General features: G+C 59.1%; 20 protein-coding genes, 2 tRNA genes, 2 rRNA genes and 1 pseudogene. 13 read left to right on the forward strand and 12 right to left on the reverse strand.

Translation table 11 applies throughout. From position 1 onward, the window contains the following. Nucleotides 1–20: 20 nt before the first annotated feature. Both CLU91_RS23620 and CLU91_RS23625 read left to right on the forward strand, forming a co-directional pair. The gene (locus tag CLU91_RS23620) at nt 21–491 is read left to right on the forward strand and encodes a CreA family protein (RefSeq protein ID WP_100876066.1); all 471 of its coding nucleotides are present in this window, start codon (nt 21–23) and stop codon (nt 489–491) included. An 11-nt stretch (nt 492–502) separates the two neighbouring features. Next, nucleotides 503–1,036, forward strand: a complete 534-nt coding sequence (locus CLU91_RS23625; RefSeq protein ID WP_232730856.1) for a hypothetical protein — start codon at nt 503–505, stop codon at nt 1,034–1,036. Nucleotides 1,037–1,098: 62 nt separating this feature from the next. Here CLU91_RS23625 and CLU91_RS23630 read toward each other — a convergent pair whose 3' ends face one another. Then, complete coding sequence (locus CLU91_RS23630; RefSeq protein ID WP_100876067.1) at nt 1,099–2,592, reverse strand: leucyl aminopeptidase; 1,494 nt, start codon at nt 2,590–2,592, stop codon at nt 1,099–1,101. A gap of 67 nt (nt 2,593–2,659) precedes the next feature. Here CLU91_RS23630 and lptF point away from each other — a divergent pair, with 67 nt between their 5' ends. Genes lptF through CLU91_RS23650 form a run of 4 tightly spaced genes read left to right on the forward strand, consistent with a single transcriptional unit; the run spans nt 2,660 to nt 6,343 of the window. Beyond that, nucleotides 2,660–3,805, forward strand: a complete 1,146-nt coding sequence (gene lptF / locus CLU91_RS23635; RefSeq protein WP_100876068.1) for an LPS export ABC transporter permease LptF — start codon at nt 2,660–2,662, stop codon at nt 3,803–3,805. Beyond that, on the forward strand, nt 3,802–4,971 hold the full coding sequence (gene lptG, locus CLU91_RS23640; protein ID WP_100876069.1) for an LPS export ABC transporter permease LptG: 1,170 nt from the start codon (nt 3,802–3,804) through the stop codon (nt 4,969–4,971). Before lptF ends, lptG begins: the two co-directional genes overlap by 4 nt. Continuing rightward, nucleotides 4,971–5,378: a sirohydrochlorin chelatase gene (locus CLU91_RS23645; protein ID WP_100876070.1), complete on the forward strand. Its 408-nt coding sequence runs from the start codon at nt 4,971–4,973 to the stop codon at nt 5,376–5,378. The genes lptG and CLU91_RS23645 overlap by 1 nt, the downstream gene beginning before the upstream one ends. After that, nucleotides 5,375–6,343: a Stealth CR1 domain-containing protein gene (locus CLU91_RS23650; RefSeq protein WP_100876071.1), complete on the forward strand. Its 969-nt coding sequence runs from the start codon at nt 5,375–5,377 to the stop codon at nt 6,341–6,343. The genes CLU91_RS23645 and CLU91_RS23650 overlap by 4 nt, the downstream gene beginning before the upstream one ends. On the opposite strand, the gene CLU91_RS23655 is transcribed toward CLU91_RS23650, so the two are convergent. The 8 genes and pseudogenes from CLU91_RS23655 to CLU91_RS23685 form a co-directional block, all read right to left on the reverse strand. Next, complete coding sequence (locus CLU91_RS23655) at nt 6,340–6,990, reverse strand: hypothetical protein (protein ID WP_157814791.1); 651 nt, start codon at nt 6,988–6,990, stop codon at nt 6,340–6,342. The genes CLU91_RS23650 and CLU91_RS23655 overlap by 4 nt on opposite strands. A 251-nt stretch (nt 6,991–7,241) precedes the next feature. Continuing rightward, nucleotides 7,242–8,006: a uroporphyrinogen-III C-methyltransferase gene (gene cobA / locus CLU91_RS23660; RefSeq protein WP_100876073.1), complete on the reverse strand. Its 765-nt coding sequence runs from the start codon at nt 8,004–8,006 to the stop codon at nt 7,242–7,244. A gap of 14 nt (nt 8,007–8,020) precedes the next feature. Beyond that, entirely contained in the window at nt 8,021–9,340 is a 1,320-nt protein-coding gene (locus CLU91_RS23665; protein WP_100876074.1) for a sulfate adenylyltransferase subunit 1, read from the reverse strand. Further along, nucleotides 9,340–10,257, reverse strand: a pseudogene (gene cysD / locus CLU91_RS28565) (sulfate adenylyltransferase subunit CysD); the annotation flags it as partial. The gene CLU91_RS23665 and the pseudogene cysD, both read right to left, overlap by 1 nt. A 33-nt stretch (nt 10,258–10,290) precedes the next feature. Next, nucleotides 10,291–11,007 (reverse strand): phosphoadenylyl-sulfate reductase, encoded by a 717-nt coding sequence (locus tag CLU91_RS28570; RefSeq protein WP_232730858.1) that lies wholly within the window; start codon nt 11,005–11,007, stop codon nt 10,291–10,293. Between the two features lie 9 nt (nt 11,008–11,016). After that, entirely contained in the window at nt 11,017–11,577 is a 561-nt protein-coding gene (locus tag CLU91_RS23675; RefSeq protein WP_100876075.1) for a DUF934 domain-containing protein, read from the reverse strand. Beyond that, nucleotides 11,570–13,258 carry a nitrite/sulfite reductase gene (locus tag CLU91_RS23680; protein WP_100876076.1) on the reverse strand — a complete coding sequence of 563 codons (1,689 nt, stop codon included), beginning with the start codon at nt 13,256–13,258 and terminating at the stop codon, nt 11,570–11,572. Before CLU91_RS23680 ends, CLU91_RS23675 begins: the two co-directional genes overlap by 8 nt. Nucleotides 13,259–13,327: 69 nt before the next feature. Further along, nucleotides 13,328–14,101, reverse strand: a complete 774-nt coding sequence (locus CLU91_RS23685; protein ID WP_100876077.1) for a sulfite exporter TauE/SafE family protein — start codon at nt 14,099–14,101, stop codon at nt 13,328–13,330. Nucleotides 14,102–14,261: 160 nt separating this feature from the next. Between CLU91_RS23685 and CLU91_RS23690 the strand changes: the two genes are divergently transcribed. The 3 genes from CLU91_RS23690 (at nt 14,262) to CLU91_RS23700 (ending at nt 17,107) form a co-directional block, all read left to right on the forward strand. Further along, entirely contained in the window at nt 14,262–15,203 is a 942-nt protein-coding gene (locus CLU91_RS23690; RefSeq protein ID WP_034751505.1) for a CysB family HTH-type transcriptional regulator, read from the forward strand. 60 nt (nt 15,204–15,263) lie between these two features. Next, a complete protein-coding gene (locus tag CLU91_RS23695) occupies nt 15,264–15,914 on the forward strand; it encodes a class I SAM-dependent methyltransferase (RefSeq protein ID WP_100876078.1) in 651 nt (216 codons plus the stop codon). A gap of 194 nt (nt 15,915–16,108) precedes the next feature. Continuing rightward, complete coding sequence (locus tag CLU91_RS23700; protein WP_100876079.1) at nt 16,109–17,107, forward strand: porin; 999 nt, start codon at nt 16,109–16,111, stop codon at nt 17,105–17,107. 48 nt (nt 17,108–17,155) lie between these two features. On the opposite strand, the gene CLU91_RS23705 is transcribed toward CLU91_RS23700, so the two are convergent. The 3 genes from CLU91_RS23705 to CLU91_RS23715 all read right to left on the reverse strand — a co-directional run bounded on the left by CLU91_RS23705 (nt 17,156) and on the right by CLU91_RS23715 (nt 20,631). Beyond that, complete coding sequence (locus CLU91_RS23705) at nt 17,156–18,346, reverse strand: PAS domain-containing sensor histidine kinase (protein WP_100876080.1); 1,191 nt, start codon at nt 18,344–18,346, stop codon at nt 17,156–17,158. 170 nt (nt 18,347–18,516) lie between these two features. Then, nucleotides 18,517–19,275, reverse strand: coding sequence for a LytR/AlgR family response regulator transcription factor (locus tag CLU91_RS23710; RefSeq protein ID WP_100876081.1), 759 nt, complete (start codon nt 19,273–19,275; stop codon nt 18,517–18,519). A gap of 63 nt (nt 19,276–19,338) precedes the next feature. Then, complete coding sequence (locus CLU91_RS23715; RefSeq protein ID WP_100876082.1) at nt 19,339–20,631, reverse strand: sensor histidine kinase; 1,293 nt, start codon at nt 20,629–20,631, stop codon at nt 19,339–19,341. 574 nt (nt 20,632–21,205) lie between these two features. Between CLU91_RS23715 and CLU91_RS23720 the strand changes: the two genes are divergently transcribed. From CLU91_RS23720 to CLU91_RS23735, 4 genes are all read left to right on the forward strand, one after another. Further along, nucleotides 21,206–22,736: ribosomal RNA gene (locus CLU91_RS23720) — 16S ribosomal RNA — on the forward strand. A 79-nt stretch (nt 22,737–22,815) separates the two neighbouring features. After that, nucleotides 22,816–22,892, forward strand: a tRNA-Ile gene (locus CLU91_RS23725). A gap of 25 nt (nt 22,893–22,917) precedes the next feature. Next, nucleotides 22,918–22,993 (forward strand) — tRNA-Ala (locus CLU91_RS23730). 242 nt (nt 22,994–23,235) lie between these two features. Next, nucleotides 23,236–26,111 (forward strand): 23S ribosomal RNA (locus CLU91_RS23735). The 16S and 23S rRNA genes sit together here with 2 tRNA genes alongside, the layout of an rRNA operon. The last annotated feature ends 29 nt before the right edge of the window (nt 26,112–26,140 follow it).

Here is a 26,140-nt window from a genome sequence, read left to right on the forward strand (position 1 = left end):
GCGTGCCCGGGATTATCTTCATGCGTAAATTGCTGCCTGCCGCTGTGGTGCTGGGTTTTGCCTGCGCCGCGGCGCATGCCGAAACCATCGGTTCGGTCGACACGGTGTTCAAACTGATCGGCCCTGACCACAAGATCGTCGTCGAAGCCTACGACGATCCCCGTGTTGCCGGCGTCAGCTGCTATCTGTCGCGCGCCAAGACCGGTGGCATCAAGGGCGCCGTCGGCCTGGCCGAAGACAAGGCCGATGCGGCCGTCGCCTGCCGTCAGGTGGGGCCGCTGCAATTCAAGGGCAAGCTGCCGCGCCAGGAAGAAGTGTTTACCGAGCGTGCCTCGATCTTCTTCAAGCATGTGCGCGTGGTGCGCATGGTCGACAGCAAGCGCAATGCGCTGGTCTACCTCGTGTATTCCGACCGCCTGATCGAGGGCAGCCCGAAAAACAGCGTCACCGCCGTCGCCGTGCCCGGCGACCAGCCGATTCCCGTCCGTTAAGCGAGCTTCCCATGCGCGTGCCGCTGTCTGCCCCCCTTGTCGCCTTTGCCGCCGGGGCGCTGCTGTTCGCTCTGGGCGGCTGCGCCACCCTGACGGGCAACACCGAGCAGATGGTGCTGGTGCAAACCATCCAGGACAACCGAGAGCTCAATGGCGCCGGCTGTATCCTCAGCAACGACGTGGGCAAGTGGTTCGTCACCACGCCGGGGCGCATTACCATCCGCAAGAGCCAGGAGCCGTTGAAGGTCGATTGCCGCAAATACGGTTCGCCCGCCATCGCGACGGACGACCATATCGACCCCAAGCTCAATGCCAGCGTCTGGGGCAATGTCATCCTGACCTTGGGCGTCGGTTATTTCGTCGACCGCAACACGGGTGCGGGCTTTGACTATCCATCGATTTTGACCATCGTCATGCAGGACCCCGCGCGCCTGGCGCCGCCGCCCGCGCCGGTTTTCGTGCCGCCGCCAGCGGCCGCCGTGCCGGAAACGGTGGTCCAGCCGAAGGTGGCGCCATCGCCGTTGCCCAATCCCGTCGTCTACTGATTACTACACACGAAAAAAGCCGCCAGGGTCAGTGACCCTGGCGGCTGTCTTCTTGCGTTATCTTACACGCGGTTGATCAGGAACGTCGTCAGCAAAGGTACTGGACGGCCGGTCGCGCCTTTTGCGCCGCCCGATTTCCATGCCGTGCCGGCGATGTCCAGATGCGCCCAGGTGTACTTCTTGGTGAAGTTTTCCAGGAACGCCGCTGCCGTCACCGAACCGCCGCCTGGCGTGCCGATGTTGGCCAGGTCGGCGAAGTTCGACTTCAGCTGCTCGTTGTACGCTTCTTCGATCGGCATGCGCCATGCCGTGTCGCTCGACTGCTTGCCCGCTGCCAGCAATTCGTTGGCCAGCTGGTCATGCGCCGCATCGCTGCGCGTAAACAGGCCGCTGTTGTGGTGGCCCAGGGCGACGACGCAAGCGCCCGTCAGGGTGGCGATATCGACGACGGCTGCCGGCTTGAAGCGTTCGGCGTAGGTCAGCGCGTCGCACAGCACCAGGCGGCCTTCGGCGTCGGTATTGAGCACTTCGATGGTCAGGCCGTTCATCGACGTGACGATGTCGCCCGGCTTGGTGGCGCGGCCCGATGGCATGTTTTCACACGCGGCGATGACGCCGATGACGTTCAGCTTCAGGTTCATTTCGCCGATGGCGCGGAAGGTGCCCAGCACCGAGGCGGCGCCGCACATGTCGTACTTCATTTCATCCATGCCAGGACCGGCCTTGATCGAAATGCCGCCCGTGTCGAAGGTGATGCCCTTGCCGACCAGGACTACTGGTGCATCCTTGGCCTTGCCGCCCATGTGCTTCAGGACGATGAATTTCGGTGGCTGTTCGCTGCCGTTTGTGACGGACAGGAAGCTGCCCATCTTCAGCGCTTCGAGCTGTTTGCGGTCGAGTACTTCGACTTCAAACTTGTAATCCTTGGCCAGCTGCTTGGCCGTGTTGGCCAGGTAGGTCGGGTTGGCGACGTTCGCCGGCAGGTCGCCCAAGTTGCGCGTCAGGTCGGAACCGTTGGCGATGGCGACCGCTTGCGCCAGCGCGCCGCGCGTGGCTGCCGTTGCGGGAGCGGCCAGGACGATCTTGCGCACGCCTGCTGGCGCCGGATCTTTTTTGCTTTTTTGCGAGTCGCAGCGGTATTCGCTGTCGTGGGCGGCTTGCACCACGCAACGGATTGCCCAATTTACGTCGCGCTCTTTCACTTCCGTCAGCGGTAATGCGATAATGGCGTCCGCAGCGCCCAGCGAGCCAAAAGCCTTGAGGGCCGCTTGTACACCGGTAGCGAAGCTTTTTTCGCTGACAGTGTCATCGCTGCCCATGCCTACCAGCAGAACACGTTCGGCGGCGACGCCATCGACAGCGCGCAGCAGCAAGGTGCTGCCTGGCTTGCCGCTGATGTCGCCGGACTTCAGCGCAGCCGAAATCGCACCCTTGCTGTCCAGCGATTTTGCCGCTGGCGACAGTTTTTTGTTTTCGAATACCGCAACCGCGATGCATCCGCTTTTGGCCGTGCCGAGGGTGCTCTTGGTATCGAATGCTTTTATGCTAAAGTCCATTTGGTTCTCCGTTTTCATTTACTAGTAACGTGTTACTCAACTAACTGACCCGAATTATAAACTCCGAATGATCTTTCAACGCGCCCTTCGACGTGAATTGGCTAGTGCCGCCGGGGCCACCTTCACTGTTTTGTTCAGCATCCTGCTTACCTGGATGCTGATCGGTATTCTCGGCAAGGCGGCGGGCGGCAAGATTGCGTCGGCCGACGTCATGTCGCTGATGGTTTTTTCCGCCCTGATGCAGCTGCCCACCATCATCATCCTTACCGGTTTCATTTCGGTGCTGATGGTCGTCACGCGCAGCTACAAGGAGTCGGAAATGGTGGTGTGGTTCGCCTCCGGCCTGAGCTTGTCGCGCTGGATCTGGCCCGTGCTCAGCTTCGGCCTGCCGCTGGTGCTGGCCACCGGCATCCTGAGCCTGTACGCCACGCCGTGGGCGCAAAAGAAAAGCGATGAATATGTGGCGCGCTTTGAAAAGCGCGAAGACCTGCAGAAAGTCACGCCGGGCCAGTTCCGCGAATCGGCCGGCAGCAACCGCATCTTTTTCGTCGAGGGCGTCAGCGGCGAGAAGAACGTGGTGCAGAACGTCTTCGTCAATACCGTCGATGAAAAAGGCAGCGCCGTCGTCGTCGTCGCCAAAGAAGGCGTGATCAATACCGACGCCAAGGGCGAACGCTTCCTGGTGCTCAAGAGCGGACGCCGCTACCAGGGCGTGCCGACGCAGGCGGACTTCCAGACCATGGAATTCGAGCAGTACATCATGCGCATCGAGAGCAAGCAGCAGGAACTGGGCGCGGAACTGGGCGTGCGCGCCATGAGCACCATGGCCCTCATCGCCGATCCGAATCCCTACACCATGGCCGAATTGCTGTGGCGCGTCAGTGCGCCCATGATCGGCCTGATGCTGATCCTGCTGGCCATCCCGCTGGGCTTTGTCAATCCGCGCGCCGGCAGTTCGGCCAACCTGATCGTGGCCCTGCTGATTTTCTTTACATACAGCAACCTTATCAAGGTCGTCGAAGCGAGCGTGAAACAGGGGCGCCTGACATTCGGCCTGGCCTGGTGGCCGCTGCACCTGCTGGCGGCACTGGCCGTGGTGGCGCTGTTTGCATGGCGCCTGAATGTGAATCACCGCTATCATCCGCTGGTCTTGCTGGCGTCCTTCAAGCGCGCGCGCCGCGCCGGAAAACCTAGTAAAGCGGTATCGAAATGAAGATTTTACAGCGCTATTTTGCGGTCTCGATATTCCAGGCGGTGCTGTTCGTGCTGCTCGCCTTTTTGGCGCTGCAAGCCTTCATCGACCTGACGGGCGAGTTGCCCAAGGTGGGCCGCAACGGCTACACCATCCAGTATGCCTTCCTGTACGTGCTGGTGCTGGTGCCGGGGCATGTGTACGAGGTGATGCCGATTGCGGCACTGATCGGCACCATCTATACGATGGCGCAGTTTGCGGCCAGTTCCGAATTTACCATCATGCGCGCTTCGAGCATGTCGACGGCGATGGCGGCCGGTTTCCTGTTCCGCATCGGTATCGTCTTCGTGGTCATTACCTTCATCTTCGGCGAGCTGATCACGCCGCGCACCGAACCGCTGGCCGAACGCCTCAAGCTGACGTCGCGCGGCGCGGCCGTGTCGAGCGAGTTTCGCTCGGGCCTGTGGACCAAGGACATGGTCAAGAGCGACGGCCTGACAGGCACCGTCACCGGTTCGCGCTTTTTCAATGTGGGCGAAGCGCGTCCGGACGGCCAGCTGAAAAACGTCAAGCTGTATGAGTTTGATACCGATATGCGTTTGCGCACCCTGACCGTGGCCAAGGGGGCGACGTATCAGGGCAATAATATCTGGCGCCTGACGGATGTGACGGAAACCTCGTTCTCGAACAGCGCGTCGACCTCGCCCGGCTTCGAACCGAAGCTGGCGAACTACTTTGGGCAGGAAACGAGCCTGGTGCGCACGGTGCAAAGCGCCAGCAAGGACATGGTGTCGGAAGTGACGCCGAAGATCCTGACGGTGTCCGCTTCCGACCCCGAGCGCATGTCGGCCAGCGAACTGGCCGTGTACACGCGCCACCTGGCCGAGAACAAGCAGGAAACCGAGCGTTTCCGCATCGCCTTCTGGAAAAAGCTGATCGATCCGCTGGCCATCTTCGTGTTGATGGCGCTGGCGCTGCCGTTCGCCTACATGCACACGCGCAGCGGCGGCATCAGCCTGAAGATCTTCATCGGCATCATGATCGGCGTGAGCTTCATGCTGGTCAACACCCTGTTTTCGCATCTTGGGCTGCTCAGCACCTGGCCGGCCTTCCTGACGGCGGTGGCGCCGAGCACCTTGTATCTGCTGCTGGCGCTGGGCGCCCTGTGGTGGGTGGAGCGGCATTGATGGAGACGAACGTGCAACAGGCACTGATCTTGTTTGCCCATGGCGCGCGCGCCGCATCGTGGGCCGCGCCCTTCGAGCGCCTGCGCGACCTGACCCAGGCGCGCATGCCTGCTACCGGCGTGCACCTGGCTTTCCTGGAGCTGATGACGCCGCGCCTGCCCGAACTGGTGGCGACCCTGCTGGCCGAGCTGCCCGCCGGCGCCATCCTCGACGTCACCGTGGTGCCCGTGTTCCTGGGGCAGGGCGGGCATGTGCTGCGCGACTTGCCGCTGTTGCTGGAAGAACTGCGCCAGCAGCATCCGGCACTGCGCCTGAAGGTGGTCGAGGCGGTGGGCGAGAACGCCAGCGTACTGGCCGCCATCGCCGATTACTGCGTGGCGGCGCCAGGCTCCAGCCCTTTGCCTTGAGCGGCATCGACATCGTTTACCTGTGGGTAGACGGCGCCGATCCCGCCTGGCGCACGCGCCGGCAGCGCGCCTATGCCGCCTGGGAGCAGGCGCATCCCGGCCAGCTGGCCCTGCACGGCAACGTGGCGGGGCGCTACCGCGACAACGGCGAACTGCGCTACAACCTGCGCGCGCTCGAGCGCTTCTTCCCCGGCCACGGCCACATCTACCTGCTGACGGACCGGCAAGTGCCCCACTGGCTGCGCGCCTCACCGCGCCTGACGGTGATCGACCATGCCAGCCTGATGCCCGGTGCTTCCCTGCCCGTGTTCGACTCCGGCCATATCGAATCGTACCTGCACCATATTCCCGGCTTGTCCGAACGCTTCCTGTACCTGAACGACGACGTATTTTTTGGCGCGCCGTTCGAGCCCGCATTCTGGTTCGGGGAGGAAAGGGAGGGGCGTTTGAGTGTGTTTACGGAGAGCGCGCTGCAGCCCGATTTGCAGGGCTTGCGCGCCGACGTGGCGGCGCCCGTCAATTGCGCCATCCTGTCGCGGCAATGGCTGTCGGCGCAGTACGCCGATTACCTGCATGAACCGCGCCTGTATGCGCATGCGCCGCGGCCCATGCTGAAAAGCGCGCTGCATGCACTGGAAGCGCTGGCGCCGGCCATGTTTGCCAGCGTGCGCGCGACGGTGTTCCGTTCCTGGCAGGTGCCGGCGTTGCTGCCCGACCTGGTGCCGCGCTGGATGGTGCATCAGGGCGTGGCGCGCTCGCGCATGCTCGATCCGCTGCATATCGCCAGCGGCGATGTGGAAGCGCCGCGGCAGCTGGAGGAGCTGGCGGCGCGTTTCGGCAGCTTGCCGTTTTTCTGCATCAACGATACCTGTGACGAGGCCGAGGACGACGACCCGCGCCTGCTACGCGTGGCCGCCACCTTGCAGCGGCTGCTGCCGCTGCCATCCTCATTCGAAGGCGCTTAAGCCGATTTCTTCTTTGGCGCCAGGCTGATGCGGGCGGCGGCTGAACTGTCGGACAGCGACGCGAGGAACAGCAGCAAATAGGCGCCCAGTTCGAAGACTTCCTCGCCCAGCAGCGCGTAAGCGTCCGGCATGCCGTGAAATACCTTCTTGTCGAAAGGCCAGCCGGCGACCATCAGCAAGCCGCCTATGGCCGTCAGGATGGTGATGCGCATGCTGAAAATCCGCGGCGCCGCGGCAAACACCTTGCGCGCGCGCGGCGCGAAAAAGATCAGTATGCGTATCAGGATCAGCAATTCCACCACACGCAGGGCTTTTTCCAGTTGTGCCCAGGCCGGTGCCGTACCGAACTGGTCGATATCGAGTTCGCGCAGCAGGAAGCCGAATAGCAGGGCCGACAAGCCCGCATGCATGAGGAAACGCAGGGACTGGCGGTCAGGCTCTTGCCACGCGCGCACGCCGTGCACCGTGCAGGCCAGGGCAAGGAACAGCGCCTGCAGCCATTCCAGTAAATGGTTTTCATCGTCGATATTCGGAAACACCGTCCACAGGGCGATGGAGGCGAGCATGCTGAGCAGCACAGCGCTGGCGACGCAGGCATTGCTGCGGCTGAGCGAAATCAGGGCTTCGCGCATGGAAGTGAAATTCATGGTTGGATCGTAACGGCTAAAGTTGCGCGGCGGCGGTATTGCAGCCTGCGGGCGCAGCTTTTTTCGGGGAGACTGCCGCGCGGTTCCCGTCAGCGCGGAAGCCGCACAGCAAGCGCTATGGCGGGGTGTAGCGGGGATTTCATTGCTATTACGCAATAACTTCTCGAGAAAAGATGCGTGAGCATCGTATCATGTTTCTTTTGAAGACGTCGGTTACTGACTTTAAAGTCGGTAAAATACGCTGTGTTTATTCAAGCATGGCGCGCCAGATGGGCGGCCGCTTCTTCGATGGACTGGTGCGCGCGCGCGGCCATGGCGTCGCCCAGCATCACCAGCACGGGACCGTGGGTGTCGCCCAGGCCATGCGCCAGGGCGCTCAGCGTCAGGCGCACGATGCGCTGGTCCGGGCGGCTGCAGTTTTCAATCACCACCACCGGGGTATCGGCGCGGCGGCCCTGGGCCAGCAGGCGCTGCGCCGTGGCGATGGCTTCGCGTCCGCCCATGTATTGCACCAGGGTATCGCAGTCGGGAATGCGCGTCTGCTCCGGTTCTCCCGGCGCCGTGCTCGAAGTAAAGAAGGCCACGCTGCGCGCCACGCCCCGCTTGGTCAGCGGTTGCAAGGTGGCGGCGGCGGCCGCCAGGGCCGTGGTAATGCCGGGTACCACTTCGACGGCGATGCCCGCTTCTTCCAGCGCCCGCAGCTCTTCGTCGGCACGGCCGAACAGCATGGGGTCGCCCCCTTTCAGCCGCACGACGACGGCGTGCTTGCGCGCGTTGTCGACCAGTTGCTTGTTGATGAAGGCTTGCGCCGTCGACAACTGGCCGCAGCGCTTGCCGACCAGAATCTTTTGCGCCTGCGGGCACAGCTCCAGCATCTCTTCGGTGACCAGCGCGTCGTGCAGCACGACGTCCGCTTGCGCCAGCAGGCGCGCGCCGCGCAAGGTCATCAGGTCTTGCGCGCCGGGGCCGGCGCCAACCAGGTAGACCTTGCCGGGGAGAGATGCGGAGTTGTTCATGGTGCTTGCCTTCCTTAGCTGACGCGGATCATGCCGGCCGCGACCGTCTGGTGGGTGACTTCATCGATCAGGATAAACGCACCGGTGGCCCGGATATCGGCATACGCATCGGCCGCCAGCGCCTGCTGCACGTTCAGGCTGATGCGCGCGATGTCGTTCAGTTTCAAGCCTTCGGCCGGATGGCGCTGCTGCGTATTGATGTCGAGGATAGACTCGATCGCCGTCACTTTCGCCGCCGTCTGTTTCGTGCCGTGCTTGATCCAGTACTTGCGGCGCAGGTCCAGCGCGTCTTCGGACAGCCAGCACACGTCGGCCACCACTGTTTTCAGCAGGGTGGCAGGGCGCTCGCTGCTTGCCAGCAAGTCGCCGCGCGAGATATCGAGGTATTCATTGAGCAGCAGGGTGACGGACTGGCCCACCACGGCGGTGCTCAGCGAGCCGTCCAGGGTGACGATATCCTTGACCGTTGCCGTCTGGCCCGAGGGCTGCACCACCAGGGTGTCGCCGATGCTGACCTTGCCCGCCTCGATGCGGCCCATGTAGCCGCGGAAGTCGTTCGCTTCGTGGCCATTGTGGCGCGCCACCAGTTGCACCGGGAAACGGAAGGGCGTGTCGTGCGATTCGTCGTAGACGGACAGCGATTCAAGCAGCTCGATCAGGGTCGGGCCCGTGTACCAGCCCAGCTTGTCGCCGCGTTCGACGACGTTGTCGCCCGTGAGTGCCGACAGCGGGATCGGCGTGATGTCTTTCAAGCCCAGCGACTGGGCGAATGTGCGGTAGGCAGCGACGATGCGGTTGTACACCGTTTCATCGTAGTCGACCAGGTCCATCTTGTTGACGGCGACGACCACGTGCTCGATCTGCAGCAAATGGGCAATCGTCGAATGACGCTTGGTCTGGATCAACAGCTCCACGCTGCCATCGTCACCCAGTTTCACTTTCGACACGTCGATCAGGATGATGACGGCGTCGGCCGTGGACGCCCCCGTGACCATGTTGCGCGTGTACTGTTCATGGCCCGGCGTGTCGGCGATGATGAACTTGCGTTTCGGCGTGGCGAAGTAACGGTAGGCCACGTCGATGGTGATGCCTTGCTCGCGTTCCGCTTCCAGGCCGTCCGTCAGCAGCGACAGGTCGACCGTGTCGCCCACCGTGCGCTTGTGCTTGGAGCGCGACATGGCGTCGAGCTGGTCGGCGAAGATGCCCTTGCTGTCGAACAGCAAACGGCCGATCAGGGTGCTCTTGCCGTCATCGACGGAACCGGCCGTAATAAAACGCAACATGCCGCGCTCTAAACTGTCGGTGGAGGTGGTGTTCTGGATTGCTGCGTTCATTAGAAATACCCTGCTTTCTTGCGTTTTTCCATCGAGGCTTCGGAGGTCTGGTCGTCCATGCGGGTGGCGCCACGTTCCGTGATTTGCGTGATTGCCGTTTCGGCGATGATGGCGTCCACGGTTGCCGCATCGGACGAGACGGGGCAGGTGCACGAGATATCGCCCACCGTGCGGAAGCGCACGACTTGCGTTTCCACCGTTTCGCCTTCGCGCGGCGGCGTCAGGTCCGTCAGCGGCACCAATAAACCGTTGCGCGGGATCACCTGGCGCTCGTGCGCGAAGTAGATCGGCGGCAGTTCCAGCTGCTCGCGGGCGATGTATTGCCATACATCCAGTTCGGTCCAGTTCGAGATGGGGAAGACGCGCATGTTTTCACCGGGATGGACGCGCGTGTTATACAAATCCCACAGCTCGGGACGCTGCGCTTTCGGATCCCAGGCGCCGAATTCGTCGCGGAAGGAAAAGATGCGTTCCTTGGCGCGGGCCTTTTCTTCATCGCGGCGCGCGCCGCCAATGCAGGCGTCAAATTTATGTTCAGCGATGGTTTCCAGCAAGGTCACGGCTTGCGCCGCATTGCGCGAATCCGTGGCCGGGTTGCGCAGGCGCACGGTGCCGCGCTGGATCGAGTCTTCCACGGAGCCGACGATCAGGCGCTCGCCCAGTTCCGCCACCTTCTTGTCGCGGAAGGTGATGACTTCCGGGAAGTTGTGGCCCGTGTCGATATGCACGAGGGGGAATGGGAACTTGCCCGGGCGGAAGGCTTTTTCGGCCAAACGCAGCAGGACGACGGAATCCTTGCCGCCGGAAAACAGCAGGGCGGGATTGGCCGATTCGGCCGCCACTTCGCGCAGGATGTGGATGGCTTCCGATTCAAGGCTGTCGAGGTGACGCTGGTTCAAAATATTGCTCATATGGGTGCTTTCTTGTTCTGCTGAGTCTGTTGTGTCTGTTCAGGCTGCCACGGATTTGATGCGTATTAACTTGCCGTCCACCATGTGCAGGCCGCATTCCTTGGAATCCGGGTTTTCCCACCACCAGCGTCCTGCCCGTACATCTTCACCCGGCTGGACGGCCCGCGTGCACGGTTCGCAGCCGATGGACGGGTAGCCCTGGTCGTGCAGCGCGTTGTAGGGCACGTCGTTGGCGCGGATGTAGGCCCACACGTCTTCTTCCGACCAGTCGGCCAGCGGATTGAATTTCGTCATGGCGTGTGCCGTATCAATCTCTTGCACGTGCAATTCGGCGCGCGTGGTGGACTGGGCGCGGCGCTGTCCCGTCACCCACGCCTTGTTGCCGGCCAAGGCGCGGCCCAGCGGTTCGACCTTGCGGATGCGGCAGCATTCGCGGCGCATCTCGACGCTGTTGTAGAACGCGTTCAGGCCGTTCTGTTCCACGTAGGCAGCCACCGCTTCCGGCTGCGGGCGGTACAAAGTAATGTCGTGGCCGTAGCGGGCTTTCACCTTGTCGAGCACGGCCAGGGTTTCCTGGTGCAGCCGGCCTGTTTCCAGGGAAAAGATGTCGATTGGCAGCTTCGCCTTGAGTATCATGTGGGTCAGCACCATGTCTTCGGCTGCCAGGCTGGACGCGAACACGGCCGGCGAAAACTCCGCGGCGATGCGTGTCAGCGTTTGCTCGGTGGCGTCAATCAAAGAAGTCAGATCGCTCATGATGGGTCCTCAGATGCCGGCCGCGTTGTCGAGGTCAGGATTCTGGCCTTCGCGCTGATGACGGCGGAACAGCGGCGATTTCTGATCCCACGAGGCCTGGTAGGTTTCCGAAAAGACCGACAAACCTTTCAGGGCGTCATGGATGCTGCGGTCGGGCCGCGTCGCATAGGCGTCAAAGCCTACCCGGTGCATGGAAAACAGCTGGTCGCGCAGCACGTCGCCGATGGCCCGCAATTCACCCTGGAAACCGAGACGGGCGCGCAGGTTGAAGGCGATGGAGTAGCCGCGGCCATCCGTGAATTTCGGGAAGTCCACGCCGATGACGGGCAGTAGCGCCACGTCGGCCGCCAGTTCTTCCGGACGCTCGTCGCTGGCCAGCCAGACGCCGATGTCGGGCAGGCGCGCGGCCAGGGTGTCGCGCTGGGCTTGCCATACGGGCAGGGGGACGATGACCTTGCCGGCAGGCACGACGACCGTTTCCGGCGTGTCGGTTTCATCGAGGCGCAGCAAGCCCCAGGTATTTGGCACCACGGCGGCGTTCTTGATGATTTCTTCGCGTACTTCAAACATATTCGTCTTCTCCCACCAGGTTGCCGACCGTGATCGGCGTTGCATATACGTGTTCCTTGAACGGCGCCAGGCCCAGGCGCTGGGCCGTGTCGACGAAGCGTTCGCCTTCGTGGCGGTCGCGCACGTAGACGTGCAGCAGGCGGCCGATGACTTCAGGCATCTGCAGGGAAGAGAACGAGGGGCCGATGATCTTGCCGATGGCCGCGTTGTTGCCCTGCGCGCCGCCGATCGACACCTGATACCATTCGCTGCCATCCTTGTCGACGCCGAGAATGCCGATGCTGCCCACATGATGGTGGCCGCAGGCATTGATGCAGCCGGAAATATTCAGTTCGATCTCGCCGATGTCGTGCTGGAAGTCGATGCTGTCGAAACGTTCGGCAATGGCGGCCGCGATCGGCAGCGACTTGGCGTTCGCCAGCGAGCAGAAATCGCCACCTGGGCAGCAGATCATGTCCGTCAGCAAACCGATGTTCGGCGTGGCCAGGCCGTGCGCCTTGGCTTCCTGCCACAGTTTAAAGAGTTTCGATTGCTCCACGTCGGCCAGCACCAGGTTTTGCTCATGCGTCACGCGCAGTTCGCCAAAGCTGTAGCGGTCGGCCAGATCGGCCGCGAAGTCGATCTGCTCGGCCGTCGCGTCGCCCGGTGGCACGCCCGTTTTTTTGAGCGACAGCACCACGGCCACATAGCCGGGGCGCTGGTGTGGCTTGACGTTGCGCGCCAGCCAGTTCACATACGCCTTGTTGTCCGCGTGCTCGGCCTTGTAGTCGAATTCCGGCAGGGCAAGGTAGGCGGGCGGATTGAAAAAGTCCGCCACGCGCTGCATTTCCTCGGCCGTCAAGGTTTCCGGACCATCTTTCAAGTCAACCCACTCCGCTTCCACCTGGCGCGTGAATTCTTCCACGCCGATGGCTTTCAGCAGAATCTTGATGCGCGCCTTGTATTTGTTGTCGCGGCGGCCGTGCAGGTTGTACACGCGCATGATGGCCTGGATGTAGGTCAGCAAATGCTGCCACGGCAGGAAGTCGCGCACGACGCTGCCCAGGATCGGCGTGCGGCCCATGCCGCCGCCCGCCATGACCTTGAATCCCACCTCGCCGGCGGCGTTGCGCACGGCCGTCAAGCCGATATCGTGCACGGCAATGGCGGCGCGGTCTTCCTCGGCGCCATTGATGGCGACCTTGAATTTGCGCGGCAGGGCGATGAACTCGGGGTGGAAGGTGCTCCATTGGCGCAACACCTCCGCGTACGGGCGCGGATCGATGATTTCATCGGCGGCGACACCGGCGTACGGGTCCGATGTTGTATTACGGATACAGTTGCCGGACGTCTGGATCGCGTGCATTTCCACGGAAGCGAGGTCCGTCAGGATATCGGGAGTCTGTTCCAGCTCAATCCAGTTGAACTGGATGTTCTGGCGCGTGGTGAAGTGGCCATAGCCGCGGTCATATTTGCGAGCGATGTGCGCGAACATGCGCATCTGCGTCGACGACAGCAAGCCGTACGGCACGGCGATGCGCAGCATGTAGGCGTGGCGTTGCATGTACAGGCCGTTTTGCAGGCGCAGCGGGATGAATTCCTCTTCCGTCAGTTCATTGGCGATACGGCGCGCAACCTGGTCTCGGTACTGGGCGATGCGCTCTTTGATGATGAGGTGGTCGTACTGATCGTAATGGTACATATCAATTCCTAAAAAAGCCGGGGTACTGGAAGACTGCCTGGGATGATGTTCTGGATACTGCTCTTGTCTTTAATAGATTAGCTTTATTGCCACGCCGGTCAAGGTCATCGCCAGCAGCACTCTTAAAAACTTTTCCGGCACGGAGCGGGCCACCCAGGAGCCGAGCGTGATGCCGGGCAGGGAGCCGACCAGCAGCGAGGCCAGCAATTCCCAGTGGATGGAGCCGAGCCACCAGTGGCCCAGGGCGGCGATGGCCGTCAGGGGCACGGCATAGGCGATATCGGTGCCCGCCACTTCGGCCGAACTCATGCGTGGATACAGCATCACCAGCAAGGTGGCGCCGATGGCGCCGGCGCCGATCGACGAGACCGTCACCAGCACGCCCAGCACGGCGCCGGCGATGATGGTCGCAGCGGCAAGCTTGTTGCCTTGCAATTGTTTCTCAGGGTGCGCGTTGATCCAGGCCAGCATGCGGCCCTTGAAGATCAGCGCCACGACGGTCAGCAGCACGGAGACGGCGATCGAGTAGCGGATGATCTGGCCGATTTCCGGCGACAGGGTGCCGAACGACTTGAGCGCCAGGGTCGACACGACGGCGGCAGGCAGGGCGCCGATGCACAGGCGCTTGACGATATCCCAGCGGATGGTGCCGCGCAGGCGGTGCGTCAGGGTGCCGGCGCTCTTGGTGATCGAGGCGAACGCGAGGTCGGTGCCCACGGCCACGGAGGGCGGCACACCAAACAGCAGGGTTAACAGCGGCGTCATCAGCGAGCCGCCGCCCACGCCGGTCATTCCTACGAGTAATCCTACGGCAAATCCTGAGACTATATAAGACAAAGTCATGCTTGCACCCCCAAAGTACCCGCAATAGTAATAAACTTAGTGTTTATTCCAAACTACTTAGTACGCATTTGCTTATATGCGATATGCGTATATGCATGAGCGCAAAATCATGGGTGGGGCGGAAACTCGGCAAATCACGGCAATCTAGGGCAAACCAGCAATGAATCTCCATCAACTGCGCTTCGTGCGCGAAGCGGTCCGTCAGAACTATAACCTGACGGACGCCGCCAAGGCCTTGTTTACGTCGCAACCGGGCGTATCGAAAGCCATCATCGAGCTGGAGGAAGAGCTGGGCGTGGATATTTTTACCCGCCATGGCAAACGTATCCGCGGCTTGACCGAGCCGGGCCGCCTGGTGCTGGAATCGGTCGAGCTGATCATGCAGGAAATCGACAGCATGAAGCGTATCGGCAAGGAATTCGCGGCGCAGGACAGCGGCAGCTTTACCATTGCCACCACGCATACGCAGGCGCGCTACACCTTGCCCAAGGTGGTGCAAGCCTTCATGCTGAAGTTCCCCAAGGTACGCTTATCTTTGCTACAAGGCAACCCACGCCAGATCGCCGAGATGGTGCAGCGCGACCAGGCCGATCTTGCCATCGCCACGGAATCGATCGCCGCCATCGATGGCCTGATTACCTTGCCCTGCTATCAATGGGAGCACGTGGTGGTGGTGCCGGTTGACCATCCGTTGCTCAAATCGAAGTCCGTGACCCTGGAAGAAATCGCTGCTTTCCCCTTGATTACCTATGACAGCGCGTTTGCCGGACGTAACAAGATCGACCACGCTTTCGTGCTGCGTGGCCTGAAGCCGGACATCTTGCTGGAAGCCATCGATGCCGACGTCATCAAGACTTATGTCGAGTTGGGCATGGGGATTGGTATCATAGCGGGTATGGCCTTTGATGCCGAACGCGACAAAGGCTTGCGCGCCATCCCTGTTGGCCACCTGTTCGGCATGAATGTGTCGCGCGTGGCCGTCAAGCAGGGCGCGTATTTGCGCAGCTATATTTATACCTTTATCGAGTTGCTGACGCCGACGCTGAACCGCAAGCTCATTGAGCAGGCGATGAGCGGTGATAAAGAGCACTACGAACTATAACAATGCATGAAGTCGGCCGGGCGGTTGCCTTGCCAAGATTATTTAAGAAGAGAAGAAACAATGATTACCGATCAGCTTGCCAAATATTACGCCACCATCGCGCAGCAGTACGAGCGCGTCTATGACAAGCCCGAACGCCAGGAAGACCTGGAAGTGTTGCGCGACAAGGTTGCCGACGTGCTGGAAGGCCACACCGTGCTGGAACTGGCCTGCGGTACCGGCTACTGGACGGAAGTGGTCGCCGAGTCGGCCGAGTCCGTGCTGGCCACCGATATCAACGATGAAATGCTGGCGCTGGCCCAGGCACGCGGCTTGCCCGACAACGTCAGTTTCGCCAAGCTCGACGCATTCAACTTGCCCGATGACTTGCTGGGCAAGTTCACGGCCGTGTTCGCCGGTTTCTGGTGGTCGCACGTCAAGCGCGAAGACCAGGACAAATACCTGAAGCAATTGCGCAACAAGCTGGGCAAGGACATCCTGCTGGTGCTGATCGACAATTCTTATGTCGATGGCAGCAGCACGGTCATCGCGCGCACTGACTTGCTGGGCAATACCCACCAGTTCCGCACGACGGAGGCAGGCGAGCGTTATGAAGTGCTGAAGAATTTCCCGTCGGATAGTCATCTGCGCAAGAAGTTTGCCCACTCGGCCCGTGAAATCCGCATGAAGCGCCTGGAATACTACTGGCTGCTGAGCTGCCGCCTGAAGTAAGGCCGGCACGGCAAGACAAGCCGCCTGCGGGCGGTTTTTTTTCGTCTGTTGTTTTTATGTGACATGATGTTGTGCCAAAAAGCAACATCTTGTCGATGTCATATTGTTGAAGTATTTCGTGGGCATGATTCGGTTCAGCAGCTAAGCAGCTCAGCAGCAGCTCAACTTGTCCAACCTAATGTAGAGAATCTCAAGTGAAAAAAATTACTCTGGCAGCATTGATCATCGGTACCTTCGCAGCAGCTACGGCGCAAGCACAATCGAACGTTACCGTCTATGGCGTGGTCGATCTGGGCATTGCCAAGACCACGGGCGCTGCGTTGGTGGAACGTGAAAATCAGGCATCGCGCATTGGTTTCAAGGGCACGGAAGATCTGGGTAACGGCTTGAAAGCCATTTTCAACCTGGAAAGCGAATTCAAGGCTGACACCGGTGCGCAAGCGACCGTCAATACCCTGTTCGATCGCCAGGCATGGGTTGGCCTGACCGGTGACTTCGGTACCGTCTACCTGGGCCGTACCAAGGACCTGATCGACGGCACCCTGGCACGCGTCGATCCATTCAACACCTACGGCGTCATCGGCAAGATCAATGAGCCAGTCATGCGCGGCGGCCAGTCGCCCAATGGCCCGCAAGCCATCCCGAGCGCATCGGTCGTGGGCGCGTCGCGCGTCAGCAATGCCGTGACCTACAACAGTCCATCGTTCAGCGGTTTCGTCGTCAGCGGCCAATACGTCGCCAGCGAAATCAAGGATGCCGATTCGGGCTTCAGCGTGGTTGCCACGTATGACCAGGGTCCAGCAAGCGCACACGCCGGCTACCAGAAGAAAGTGCAGTCCGCTGCCAACGCAGTGGCTGAGCCGAAACTGTGGATCGTCGGCGGCGGTTACAAATTTGGCCCTGCCAAGATCACCGTCGATTACTCGAAAGCCGATACCGATGCTGCCGTTACCGGCGAATTCAAGAGCTACCTGCTGGGTCTGGCCTATGACATCGGCGGCGGCGCCATCAAGGTCAGCTACGTGAAGCAGAAGCAAGACAGCAAGACCGTCAGCGGCAAGGAAACGGCCAAGGCCTTTGGCCTGGGCTACGACTACCCGCTGTCGAAGCGTACCGCCGTGTACGGCTATGCTGGCCGCGATCAGTTCAGCGAAAAATCGATGTATCAGCTGGGTATGACCCACAAGTTCTAAGCAAAAGTCTTTTGCCGCGACAAAGGCGCCTGCGGGCGCCTTTTTTCGTTATGACGTGGCTGTTTCCATCACTTCCGCCTGCATGGGCAGCGAAATTTCAATGCGTGTGCCGCCCAGGTCGTTATCGGCGCCGATATGGATGCTGCCGTTCAAGCCCCACACCCGCTCGCGCATGCCCAGCAGTCCCAGGGCCGTGGCTTTTTCCAGGTCATGTTCGGCAATGCCGCGGCCGTCATCCTGAATGGTGATCGCCAGCGAGGAATCGATGCGGTGCAGGGCGATGGTGATGTGGCTGGCCTCGGCATGGCGCGCGATATTCGTCAGCGCTTCTTGCACGATGCGATAGATGGCCGTGCTGCGCGCGTCGTCGAGCACGAGGTCGGCCTCGTCGGCCAGCAAGTCAAAATGGATGGCGCGGCGCAACAGGAAGTCGTGGCGCAATTTTTGCAGCGCGAAATACAAGCCTCCTTCGTCGAGCGCGCGCGGACGCAGGTTGCTGGCGATGCGCCGCAGCGAAGTGATGGCCGTCACCAGCAAGCCGTCCATGCTGTGCAGCAACGCTTGCAGGGGCGCGGTGGTGTCCGAGTGCTGGCGCACCAGGGTCAGGTCGACCCGCAAGGTGGCTAGCAATTGCCCCAGGTCATCATGCAGTTCGCGCGCGATATGCTTGCGCTCTTCTTCGCGGATCGATTGCAGAGCGCTCGACAATTCACGCAATTGCGAAAAGGAGCGGGTCAGTTGTTCATGCATCTGCTGGCGCGCGCTGATATCGCGCACGATGATGGTAAATACGCTCTGGCCGTTTTCTTGCATGGCCGAGAGCGAGCCTTCGAGGGGAAACATGGCGCCATCGCTGCGCCGTCCCGTCAGCGTGTAGTCGGTGGCGCGCCGGCCCGTCAGGCGCAGCTCCTGGCTGATGTCGCCAAACGGCGGATCGCCATCGTGCGTGCCCAGGCCGTCCAGGGTGCGCAAGTCGCGCAGGATATAGTGGCCCAGACGCATGCCGCGCATGCCGGCTGGCGTGTCGTCGAACAATCTGGCTGCTGCCGCGTTTGCATGCAGGATGAATTGCCTGCTGTCGATGCTGATGATGGCGTCGCTGGCGCTGTCGATGATGGCTTGCCCGCGCGCCTGCCGTTGGCGGCGGGCTTTCAGCGGAGGAAACAAGCACAGCAATAGCGCCGCCGCCATGCCCAGCGGCAGGATGCGCAGCAGTGTGGCACTGCCTCGGTCGGGCATGGGCTTCTCCTTGCGAACGTGTACGAAGGCAGGCAAGACAGCGATGGAGAGTCGGACTTCATGTAGCCTATGCCTGCTGGGGCGGCGCGGCTTGATGTGGCGCAGGAAGGGGGGAGGAAGAGAAGAGATCAAGGCGCCGCGCCGGCATGGGCCGGGCGGCGGCGAGCGACTTACATTTGCTTGAACAGGTGCAAGAAGCTGCGGCTCACTTCGAGCTTGTCGGATTTACCTTTGATGAGCACCAGATGGCGGCCGCGGATGTCGCGCGTCACGCCTTCGATGGCATTCACGTTGACCAGGGTGGCGCGGTGGATTTGCCAGAACAGCGCAGGATCGAGCTCTTCGGCCAGATCGCGCACGGGCTTGCGGATCAGTGCCTCGTACTTGGCGGTTTGCACGCAAGTGTATTTCTCGTCCGAACGGAAAAATAAAATCTCTTCCACGGGGATCATGCGCAAATCCTGGCCGATGCTGGCCTGTATCCATTGCAAATAGGTGGGCTTGGCCGTGATTTTCTCTGCCAGTTGCGACAGCATGGCCGTGACGCTGCTGTTGACGTCCAGGGCCGGCTTGTTCAAGTGCGTTTTCAGGCGTTCCACCGTGACCAGCAAGCGCTCATGCTCGGGCGGCTTGAGCACGTAATCGACGGCGCCCCGCTCGAAGGCTTCGACGGCATGGCTATCATAGGCCGTGACGAAGACGATATGCGTCTTGCCGCCTATCACTTGCGCCGCCTCCATCCCCGTCTTGCCCGGCATGCGGATATCGAGGAAGGCAAAGTCGGGCTTGAGTTGCTCCACCAGTTCGATGGCTTCGTCGCCATTCTTGGCTTCGCCGATGATTTCCAGTTCGGGCCAGGCCTCGCCCAGGCGCAGGCGCAGCTGGTCGCGCATCAGTCTTTCGTCGTCGGCAATAATAGCGGTAGGCATAGGTCTCAAGTGTGAACAGGCGAAGATTGATTATTCAATGATTTGGCGTTTTTATCAACTGTCTTATTTAGACAGCTGATATGGCACTTCGATCACGGCGCATACGCCGCTGGGCTGGTTGGGCGTGATGGTCAGGCTGCCCTGGTCGCCATGCAGCAGCTTCAGGCGTTCGCGGATGGTGGGCAAACCCAGTCCCGTGCCATCGCTGGGCACCACGCCAAAGCCCAGGCCGTCGTCGGTCACCGTGACGCGCAGCTTGCTGTGCGCCACTTCTGCCACGATGCGCAGGGTGCCACCCTCCGGCTTGACTTCCAGTCCATGCTTGATGGCATTTTCTACCATCGATTGCAGCATCATGGGCGGGAAGGCGGCGCTGCGCAGGCCGTCTGGAATCTGGAAATCGACGGTCAGGCGCTCTTCCATGCGCATTTTCAGCAGGTTCAGGTACGCTTGCACCATGTCCGCTTCGCGGCCCAGGTTGGTAATCAGGGCGTTGTCGCGCATTTGCGGCAGCACGGCGCGCAGATACTGGATCAGGCTGCGCTGCATCTTGGCCGCGCGCGGCGGATCGACCTGGATCAGGTGTTCGACGGAGGCGAGTGTATTGAACAGGAAGTGCGGTTCGACTTGCGCCTGCATCATCTGCATCTTCGCTTCGCTGAGCTGGCGCTGCATGGATGCGCGTTCGGCCGCCTCATTCGCCGTGACGGTTTCCGCTTCGGCGCGCTTCTTGCCGCCAACCAAGGCTTTCATGGCGAACAGGGCCAACACCAGCAAGGACACAAAACTCTTGAACCAGGTCGAGGCTTGCTGGTGGTAGCGCGACACTTTTTGCTCCGCAGCATCATCGACCGCTTCTTCAATGGCATTCGACAATTCTTCGCCGATTTGTGGTGGCAATTCAATATGGACTTCTTCCCCCGAAGCATTGGTGGTCACGGGATAGCTGGGTTTGGCGGGGGCGGCCGGTGGTTGAGGCGGCTCTGGCGGTACGGCACTGGCTTGGGCGTCCGCTTCGGCGGCATCGGCCGGATCGCTGGCCGCGTCGGCCGCGCTGCTGCGCCGGTTCTTGCTGTTGCGAGGATTGAAATGGATGCCGGTATCGTCGATCAGGATATTGGTTTCACCCGAGCCCTTGCTGCTGCGTTTATGCGACTTGATGACCACTTCTTCGTCCGGGCTGGACGAGAACAGCTCATCTTGCAAAATGGAGCCGGCGATCAGGGCCAGCGCCGCAAACAGAAAAAATTTCCACCAAGATAGTTGGGTAACCCAGGTTGTCGTCGCGTCGAATGCCCGTTGCGCCCAAGCGAGGATGGTTTTCAACAATTCGGGCAGGCTGGAAATCGGAAGCATGGGGCACTTTCAAGTACAAGAGTTAATCGACGCGGCGGGCAAGTTTAACCCCTTGTTGAGTAGCGTCAGAGTCTGATGTTGCCACTGTGCCTAAAGACCACGAACTACGCCAGCCGATTGCGACAGGCTGCACAAAAAGGCGCTTGAAGTGAAGGCCAGGCTGGCTGGGCGGCGAGGGTGGGCAAATAGCCCTTGCGGCGCGCGCAGACCAAGGCTATAATTCGCCCCCTCGCTGAACGACGCATGCAAATGCCGAGTAAAGCAGGGTGAAAAAAGAAGGAGTTGACGGATGTAGTGAAATGCTTCATACTCTTCCTTCTTCGCAGCTGACAAACACAACGCTTTGTCGATAGCGCGAAAGTAGCACCGAATACAGTTCTTTAACAATTAACAGTCGATAAGTGTGGGCATTTGATGTAAGTGCAGCGCTGCGCAAGCAGCGTAAAACTTAAAATATCAAATGTTCACAAGAAATAATGAAATAGGCGCTACGAAAGTAGTGGCCTGTCAGTTTTTTGAGTGAGCGACCCATCAGCAATGATGGTGCCTGTAAAAGGGCAAAGTAACAGAGATTAAACTGAAGAGTTTGATCCTGGCTCAGATTGAACGCTGGCGGCATGCCTTACACATGCAAGTCGAACGGCAGCACGGAGCTTGCTCTGGTGGCGAGTGGCGAACGGGTGAGTAATATATCGGAACGTACCCTAGAGTGGGGGATAACGTAGCGAAAGTTACGCTAATACCGCATACGATCTAAGGATGAAAGTGGGGGATCGCAAGACCTCATGCTCGTGGAGCGGCCGATATCTGATTAGCTAGTTGGTAGGGTAAAAGCCTACCAAGGCATCGATCAGTAGCTGGTCTGAGAGGACGACCAGCCACACTGGAACTGAGACACGGTCCAGACTCCTACGGGAGGCAGCAGTGGGGAATTTTGGACAATGGGCGAAAGCCTGATCCAGCAATGCCGCGTGAGTGAAGAAGGCCTTCGGGTTGTAAAGCTCTTTTGTCAGGGAAGAAACGGTGAGAGCTAATATCTCTTGCTAATGACGGTACCTGAAGAATAAGCACCGGCTAACTACGTGCCAGCAGCCGCGGTAATACGTAGGGTGCAAGCGTTAATCGGAATTACTGGGCGTAAAGCGTGCGCAGGCGGTTTTGTAAGTCTGATGTGAAATCCCCGGGCTCAACCTGGGAATTGCATTGGAGACTGCAAGGCTAGAATCTGGCAGAGGGGGGTAGAATTCCACGTGTAGCAGTGAAATGCGTAGATATGTGGAGGAACACCGATGGCGAAGGCAGCCCCCTGGGTCAAGATTGACGCTCATGCACGAAAGCGTGGGGAGCAAACAGGATTAGATACCCTGGTAGTCCACGCCCTAAACGATGTCTACTAGTTGTCGGGTCTTAATTGACTTGGTAACGCAGCTAACGCGTGAAGTAGACCGCCTGGGGAGTACGGTCGCAAGATTAAAACTCAAAGGAATTGACGGGGACCCGCACAAGCGGTGGATGATGTGGATTAATTCGATGCAACGCGAAAAACCTTACCTACCCTTGACATGGCTGGAATCCCCGAGAGATTGGGGAGTGCTCGAAAGAGAACCAGTACACAGGTGCTGCATGGCTGTCGTCAGCTCGTGTCGTGAGATGTTGGGTTAAGTCCCGCAACGAGCGCAACCCTTGTCATTAGTTGCTACGAAAGGGCACTCTAATGAGACTGCCGGTGACAAACCGGAGGAAGGTGGGGATGACGTCAAGTCCTCATGGCCCTTATGGGTAGGGCTTCACACGTCATACAATGGTACATACAGAGCGCCGCCAACCCGCGAGGGGGAGCTAATCGCAGAAAGTGTATCGTAGTCCGGATTGTAGTCTGCAACTCGACTGCATGAAGTTGGAATCGCTAGTAATCGCGGATCAGCATGTCGCGGTGAATACGTTCCCGGGTCTTGTACACACCGCCCGTCACACCATGGGAGCGGGTTTTACCAGAAGTAGGTAGCTTAACCGTAAGGAGGGCGCTTACCACGGTAGGATTCGTGACTGGGGTGAAGTCGTAACAAGGTAGCCGTATCGGAAGGTGCGGCTGGATCACCTCCTTTCTAGAGTTTGCACGAATCAGTCATGATTCACGCATCAAATGTTCACACTTATCGGCTGTTAATATAAAGAACAGCATTTGGGGCTGTAGCTCAGCTGGTTAGAGCACCGTGTTGATAACGCGGGGGTCGTTGGTTCGAGTCCAACCAGCCCTACCAGTTTCTGTAGTCTGGAAATACCCTAGGGGGATTAGCTCAGCTGGGAGAGCACCTGCTTTGCAAGCAGGGGGTCGTCGGTTCGATCCCGTCATCCTCCACCAAAAGTTCAAACGTAAATCAGTGCAGAGAGTGCGCCGGGATTTAGGTTTGGTCTTTTCGAGATCAAGTGCTGTATGTTCTTTAACAATCTGGAAGAAGTAAAGATTATTTATTGATCGGTTTGCCGTAAAAAGCGAATCGATGGGTAATGATTGTATGTATCAACAAACAAGCAACAACGTTGTACTTTCTTATCCCTGTAGCGCTCTTTGATAGTTTCGATTATCAGAGGCTAACGTTATAGGGACAAGCGAATAAGTGCACATGGTGGATGCCTTGGCGATTACAGGCGATGAAGGACGTAGTAGCTTGCGATAAGCTGCGGGGAGTGAGCAAACACACTTTGATCCGCAGATTTCCGAATGGGGCAACCCACCCTTTTAGGGTATTGCATACTGAATACATAGGTATGCAAGGCGAACGCGGCGAACTGAAACATCTAAGTAGCTGCAGGAAAAGAAATCAACCGAGATTCCCAAAGTAGCGGCGAGCGAAATGGGAAGAGCCTGTACGTGATAGTCGGACTGATAGAAGAATCCTCTGGAAATAGGAACCGTAGCGGGTGATAGTCCCGTATTCGAAATCAGACCGGTGGTACTAAGCGTACGACAAGTAGGGCGGGACACGTGACATCCTGTCTGAATATGGGGGGACCATCCTCCAAGGCTAAATACTCGTAATCGACCGATAGTGAACCAGTACCGTGAGGGAAAGGCGAAAAGAACCCCGGAAGGGGAGTGAAATAGATCCTGAAACCGTGTGCATACAAACAGTAGGAGCGGACTTGTTCCGTGACTGCGTACCTTTTGTATAATGGGTCAGCGACTTACATTCAGTGGCAAGGTTAACCGAATAGGGAAGCCGTAGAGAAATCGAGTCCGAATAGGGCGATCAGTCGCTGGGTGTAGACCCGAAACCAAGTGATCTACTCATGGCCAGGATGAAGGTGCGGTAACACGCCCTGGAGGTCCGAACCCACTAATGTTGAAAAATTAGGGGATGAGCTGTGGGTAGGGGTGAAAGGCTAAACAAACTTGGAAATAGCTGGTTCTCTCCGAAAACTATTTAGGTAGTGCCTCAAGTATCACCATCGGGGGTAGAGCACTGTTATGGCTAGGGGGTCATTGCGACTTACCAAACCATTGCAAACTCCGAATACCGATGAGTGCGAGCTTGGGAGACAGACGTCGGGTGCTAACGTCCGGCGTCAAGAGGGAAACAACCCAGACCGCCAGCTAAGGTCCCAAAGATTGGCTAAGTGGAAAACGAAGTGGGAAGGCTAAAACAGTCAGGATGTTGGCTTAGAAGCAGCCATCATTTAAAGAAAGCGTAATAGCTCACTGATCGAGTCGTCCTGCGCGGAAGATGTAACGGGGCTAAGCCAGTCACCGAAGCTGCGGATATATAGCAATATATATGGTAGGAGAGCGTTCTGTAAGCCTGCGAAGGTGTCTTGTAAAGGATGCTGGAGGTATCAGAAGTGCGAATGCTGACATGAGTAGCGATAATGGGGGTGAAAAGCCTCCACGCCGTAAGCCCAAGGTTTCCTGTTCAACGTTCATCGGAGCAGGGTGAGTCGGCCCCTAAGGCGAGGCAGAGATGCGTAGCTGATGGGAAGCAGGTTAATATTCCTGCACCGTCGTATGATGCGATGGGGGGACGGATCGCGGAAGGTTGTCCAACTGTTGGAATAGTTGGTTTTTGGCTCATAGAAGGCGCTTAGGCAAATCCGGGCGCGGAATTCAAGGGGTTGAGACGAGTGAACTTGTTCACGAAGCAATCGGAAGTGGTTCCAAGAAAAGCCTCTAAGCTTCAGTCATACGAGACCGTACCGCAAACCGACACAGGTGGGCGAGATGAGTATTCTAAGGCGCTTGAGAGAACTCGGGAGAAGGAACTCGGCAAATTGGTACCGTAACTTCGGGAAAAGGTACGCCCCGGTAGCTTGACTGGTTTACTCCAGAAGGGTGAAAGGGTTGCAATAAACTGGTGGCTGCGACTGTTTAATAAAAACACAGCACTCTGCAAACACGAAAGTGGACGTATAGGGTGTGACGCCTGCCCGGTGCTGGAAGATTAAATGATGGGGTGCAAGCTCTTGATTGAAGTCCCAGTAAACGGCGGCCGTAACTATAACGGTCCTAAGGTAGCGAAATTCCTTGTCGGGTAAGTTCCGACCTGCACGAATGGCGTAACGATGGCCACACTGTCTCCTCCCGAGACTCAGCGAAGTTGAAATGTTTGTGATGATGCAATCTACCCGCGGCTAGACGGAAAGACCCCATGAACCTTTACTGTAGCTTTGCATTGGACTTTGAACCAATCTGTGTAGGATAGGTGGGAGGCTTTGAAGCGGGGACGCTAGTTCTCGTGGAGCCAACCTTGAAATACCACCCTGGTTTGTTTGAGGTTCTAACCTTGGTCCGTTATCCGGATCGGGGACAGTGCATGGTAGGCAGTTTGACTGGGGCGGTCTCCTCCTAAAGTGTAACGGAGGAGTTCGAAGGTACGCTAGATACGGTCGGACATCGTGTTGATAGTGCAATGGCATAAGCGTGCTTAACTGCGAGACTGACAAGTCGAGCAGGTACGAAAGTAGGACATAGTGATCCGGTGGTTCTGTATGGAAGGGCCATCGCTCAACGGATAAAAGGTACTCTGGGGATAACAGGCTGATTCCTCCCAAGAGTTCATATCGACGGGGGAGTTTGGCACCTCGATGTCGGCTCATCACATCCTGGGGCTGTAGCCGGTCCCAAGGGTATGGCTGTTCGCCATTTAAAGTGGTACGTGAGCTGGGTTTAAAACGTCGTGAGACAGTTTGGTCCCTATCTGCCGTGGGCGTTGGAAATTTGAAGGGGGCTGCTCCTAGTACGAGAGGACCGGAGTGGACGTATCTCTGGTGTACCGGTTGTCACGCCAGTGGCATTGCCGGGTAGCTAAATACGGAAGAGATAACCGCTGAAAGCATCTAAGCGGGAAACTTGCCTTGAGATGAGATTTCCCAGAGCCTTGAGCTCTTTGAAGGGTCGTTCGAGACCAGGACGTTGATAGGCTGGGTGTGGAAGTGCAGTAATGCATTAAGCTAACCAGTACTAATTGCCCGTACGGCTTGTCCCTATAACCTTAGCAGGTACAGAGGATAAGAC

This window comes from Janthinobacterium sp. 64 (genome assembly GCF_002813325.1).
Taxonomy (GTDB): Bacteria; Pseudomonadota; Gammaproteobacteria; order Burkholderiales; family Burkholderiaceae_D; genus Janthinobacterium.

Coding starts and splice junctions, on each gene's coding strand:
- CLU91_RS28570 (WP_232730858.1), bottom strand. CDS start 11,007: ATGAGCGATCTGACTTCTTTGATTGACGCCACCGAGCAAACGCTGACA.
- CLU91_RS23675 (WP_100876075.1), bottom strand. CDS start 11,577: ATGTTTGAAGTACGCGAAGAAATCATCAAGAACGCCGCCGTGGTGCCA.
- CLU91_RS23625 (WP_232730856.1), top strand. CDS start 503: ATGCGCGTGCCGCTGTCTGCCCCCCTTGTCGCCTTTGCCGCCGGGGCG.
- CLU91_RS23715 (WP_100876082.1), bottom strand. CDS start 20,631: ATGCTTCCGATTTCCAGCCTGCCCGAATTGTTGAAAACCATCCTCGCT.
- CLU91_RS23685 (WP_100876077.1), bottom strand. CDS start 14,101: ATGACTTTGTCTTATATAGTCTCAGGATTTGCCGTAGGATTACTCGTA.
- CLU91_RS23620 (WP_100876066.1), top strand. CDS start 21: ATGCGTAAATTGCTGCCTGCCGCTGTGGTGCTGGGTTTTGCCTGCGCC.
- CLU91_RS23655 (WP_157814791.1), bottom strand. CDS start 6,990: ATGAATTTCACTTCCATGCGCGAAGCCCTGATTTCGCTCAGCCGCAGC.
- CLU91_RS23695 (WP_100876078.1), top strand. CDS start 15,264: ATGATTACCGATCAGCTTGCCAAATATTACGCCACCATCGCGCAGCAG.
- CLU91_RS23630 (WP_100876067.1), bottom strand. CDS start 2,592: ATGGACTTTAGCATAAAAGCATTCGATACCAAGAGCACCCTCGGCACG.
- CLU91_RS23705 (WP_100876080.1), bottom strand. CDS start 18,346: ATGCCCGACCGAGGCAGTGCCACACTGCTGCGCATCCTGCCGCTGGGC.
- lptG (WP_100876069.1), top strand. CDS start 3,802: ATGAAGATTTTACAGCGCTATTTTGCGGTCTCGATATTCCAGGCGGTG.
- CLU91_RS23680 (WP_100876076.1), bottom strand. CDS start 13,258: ATGTACCATTACGATCAGTACGACCACCTCATCATCAAAGAGCGCATC.
- CLU91_RS23665 (WP_100876074.1), bottom strand. CDS start 9,340: ATGAACGCAGCAATCCAGAACACCACCTCCACCGACAGTTTAGAGCGC.
- CLU91_RS23690 (WP_034751505.1), top strand. CDS start 14,262: ATGAATCTCCATCAACTGCGCTTCGTGCGCGAAGCGGTCCGTCAGAAC.
- CLU91_RS23710 (WP_100876081.1), bottom strand. CDS start 19,275: ATGCCTACCGCTATTATTGCCGACGACGAAAGACTGATGCGCGACCAG.
- cobA (WP_100876073.1), bottom strand. CDS start 8,006: ATGAACAACTCCGCATCTCTCCCCGGCAAGGTCTACCTGGTTGGCGCC.
- lptF (WP_100876068.1), top strand. CDS start 2,660: ATGATCTTTCAACGCGCCCTTCGACGTGAATTGGCTAGTGCCGCCGGG.
- CLU91_RS23645 (WP_100876070.1), top strand. CDS start 4,971: ATGGAGACGAACGTGCAACAGGCACTGATCTTGTTTGCCCATGGCGCG.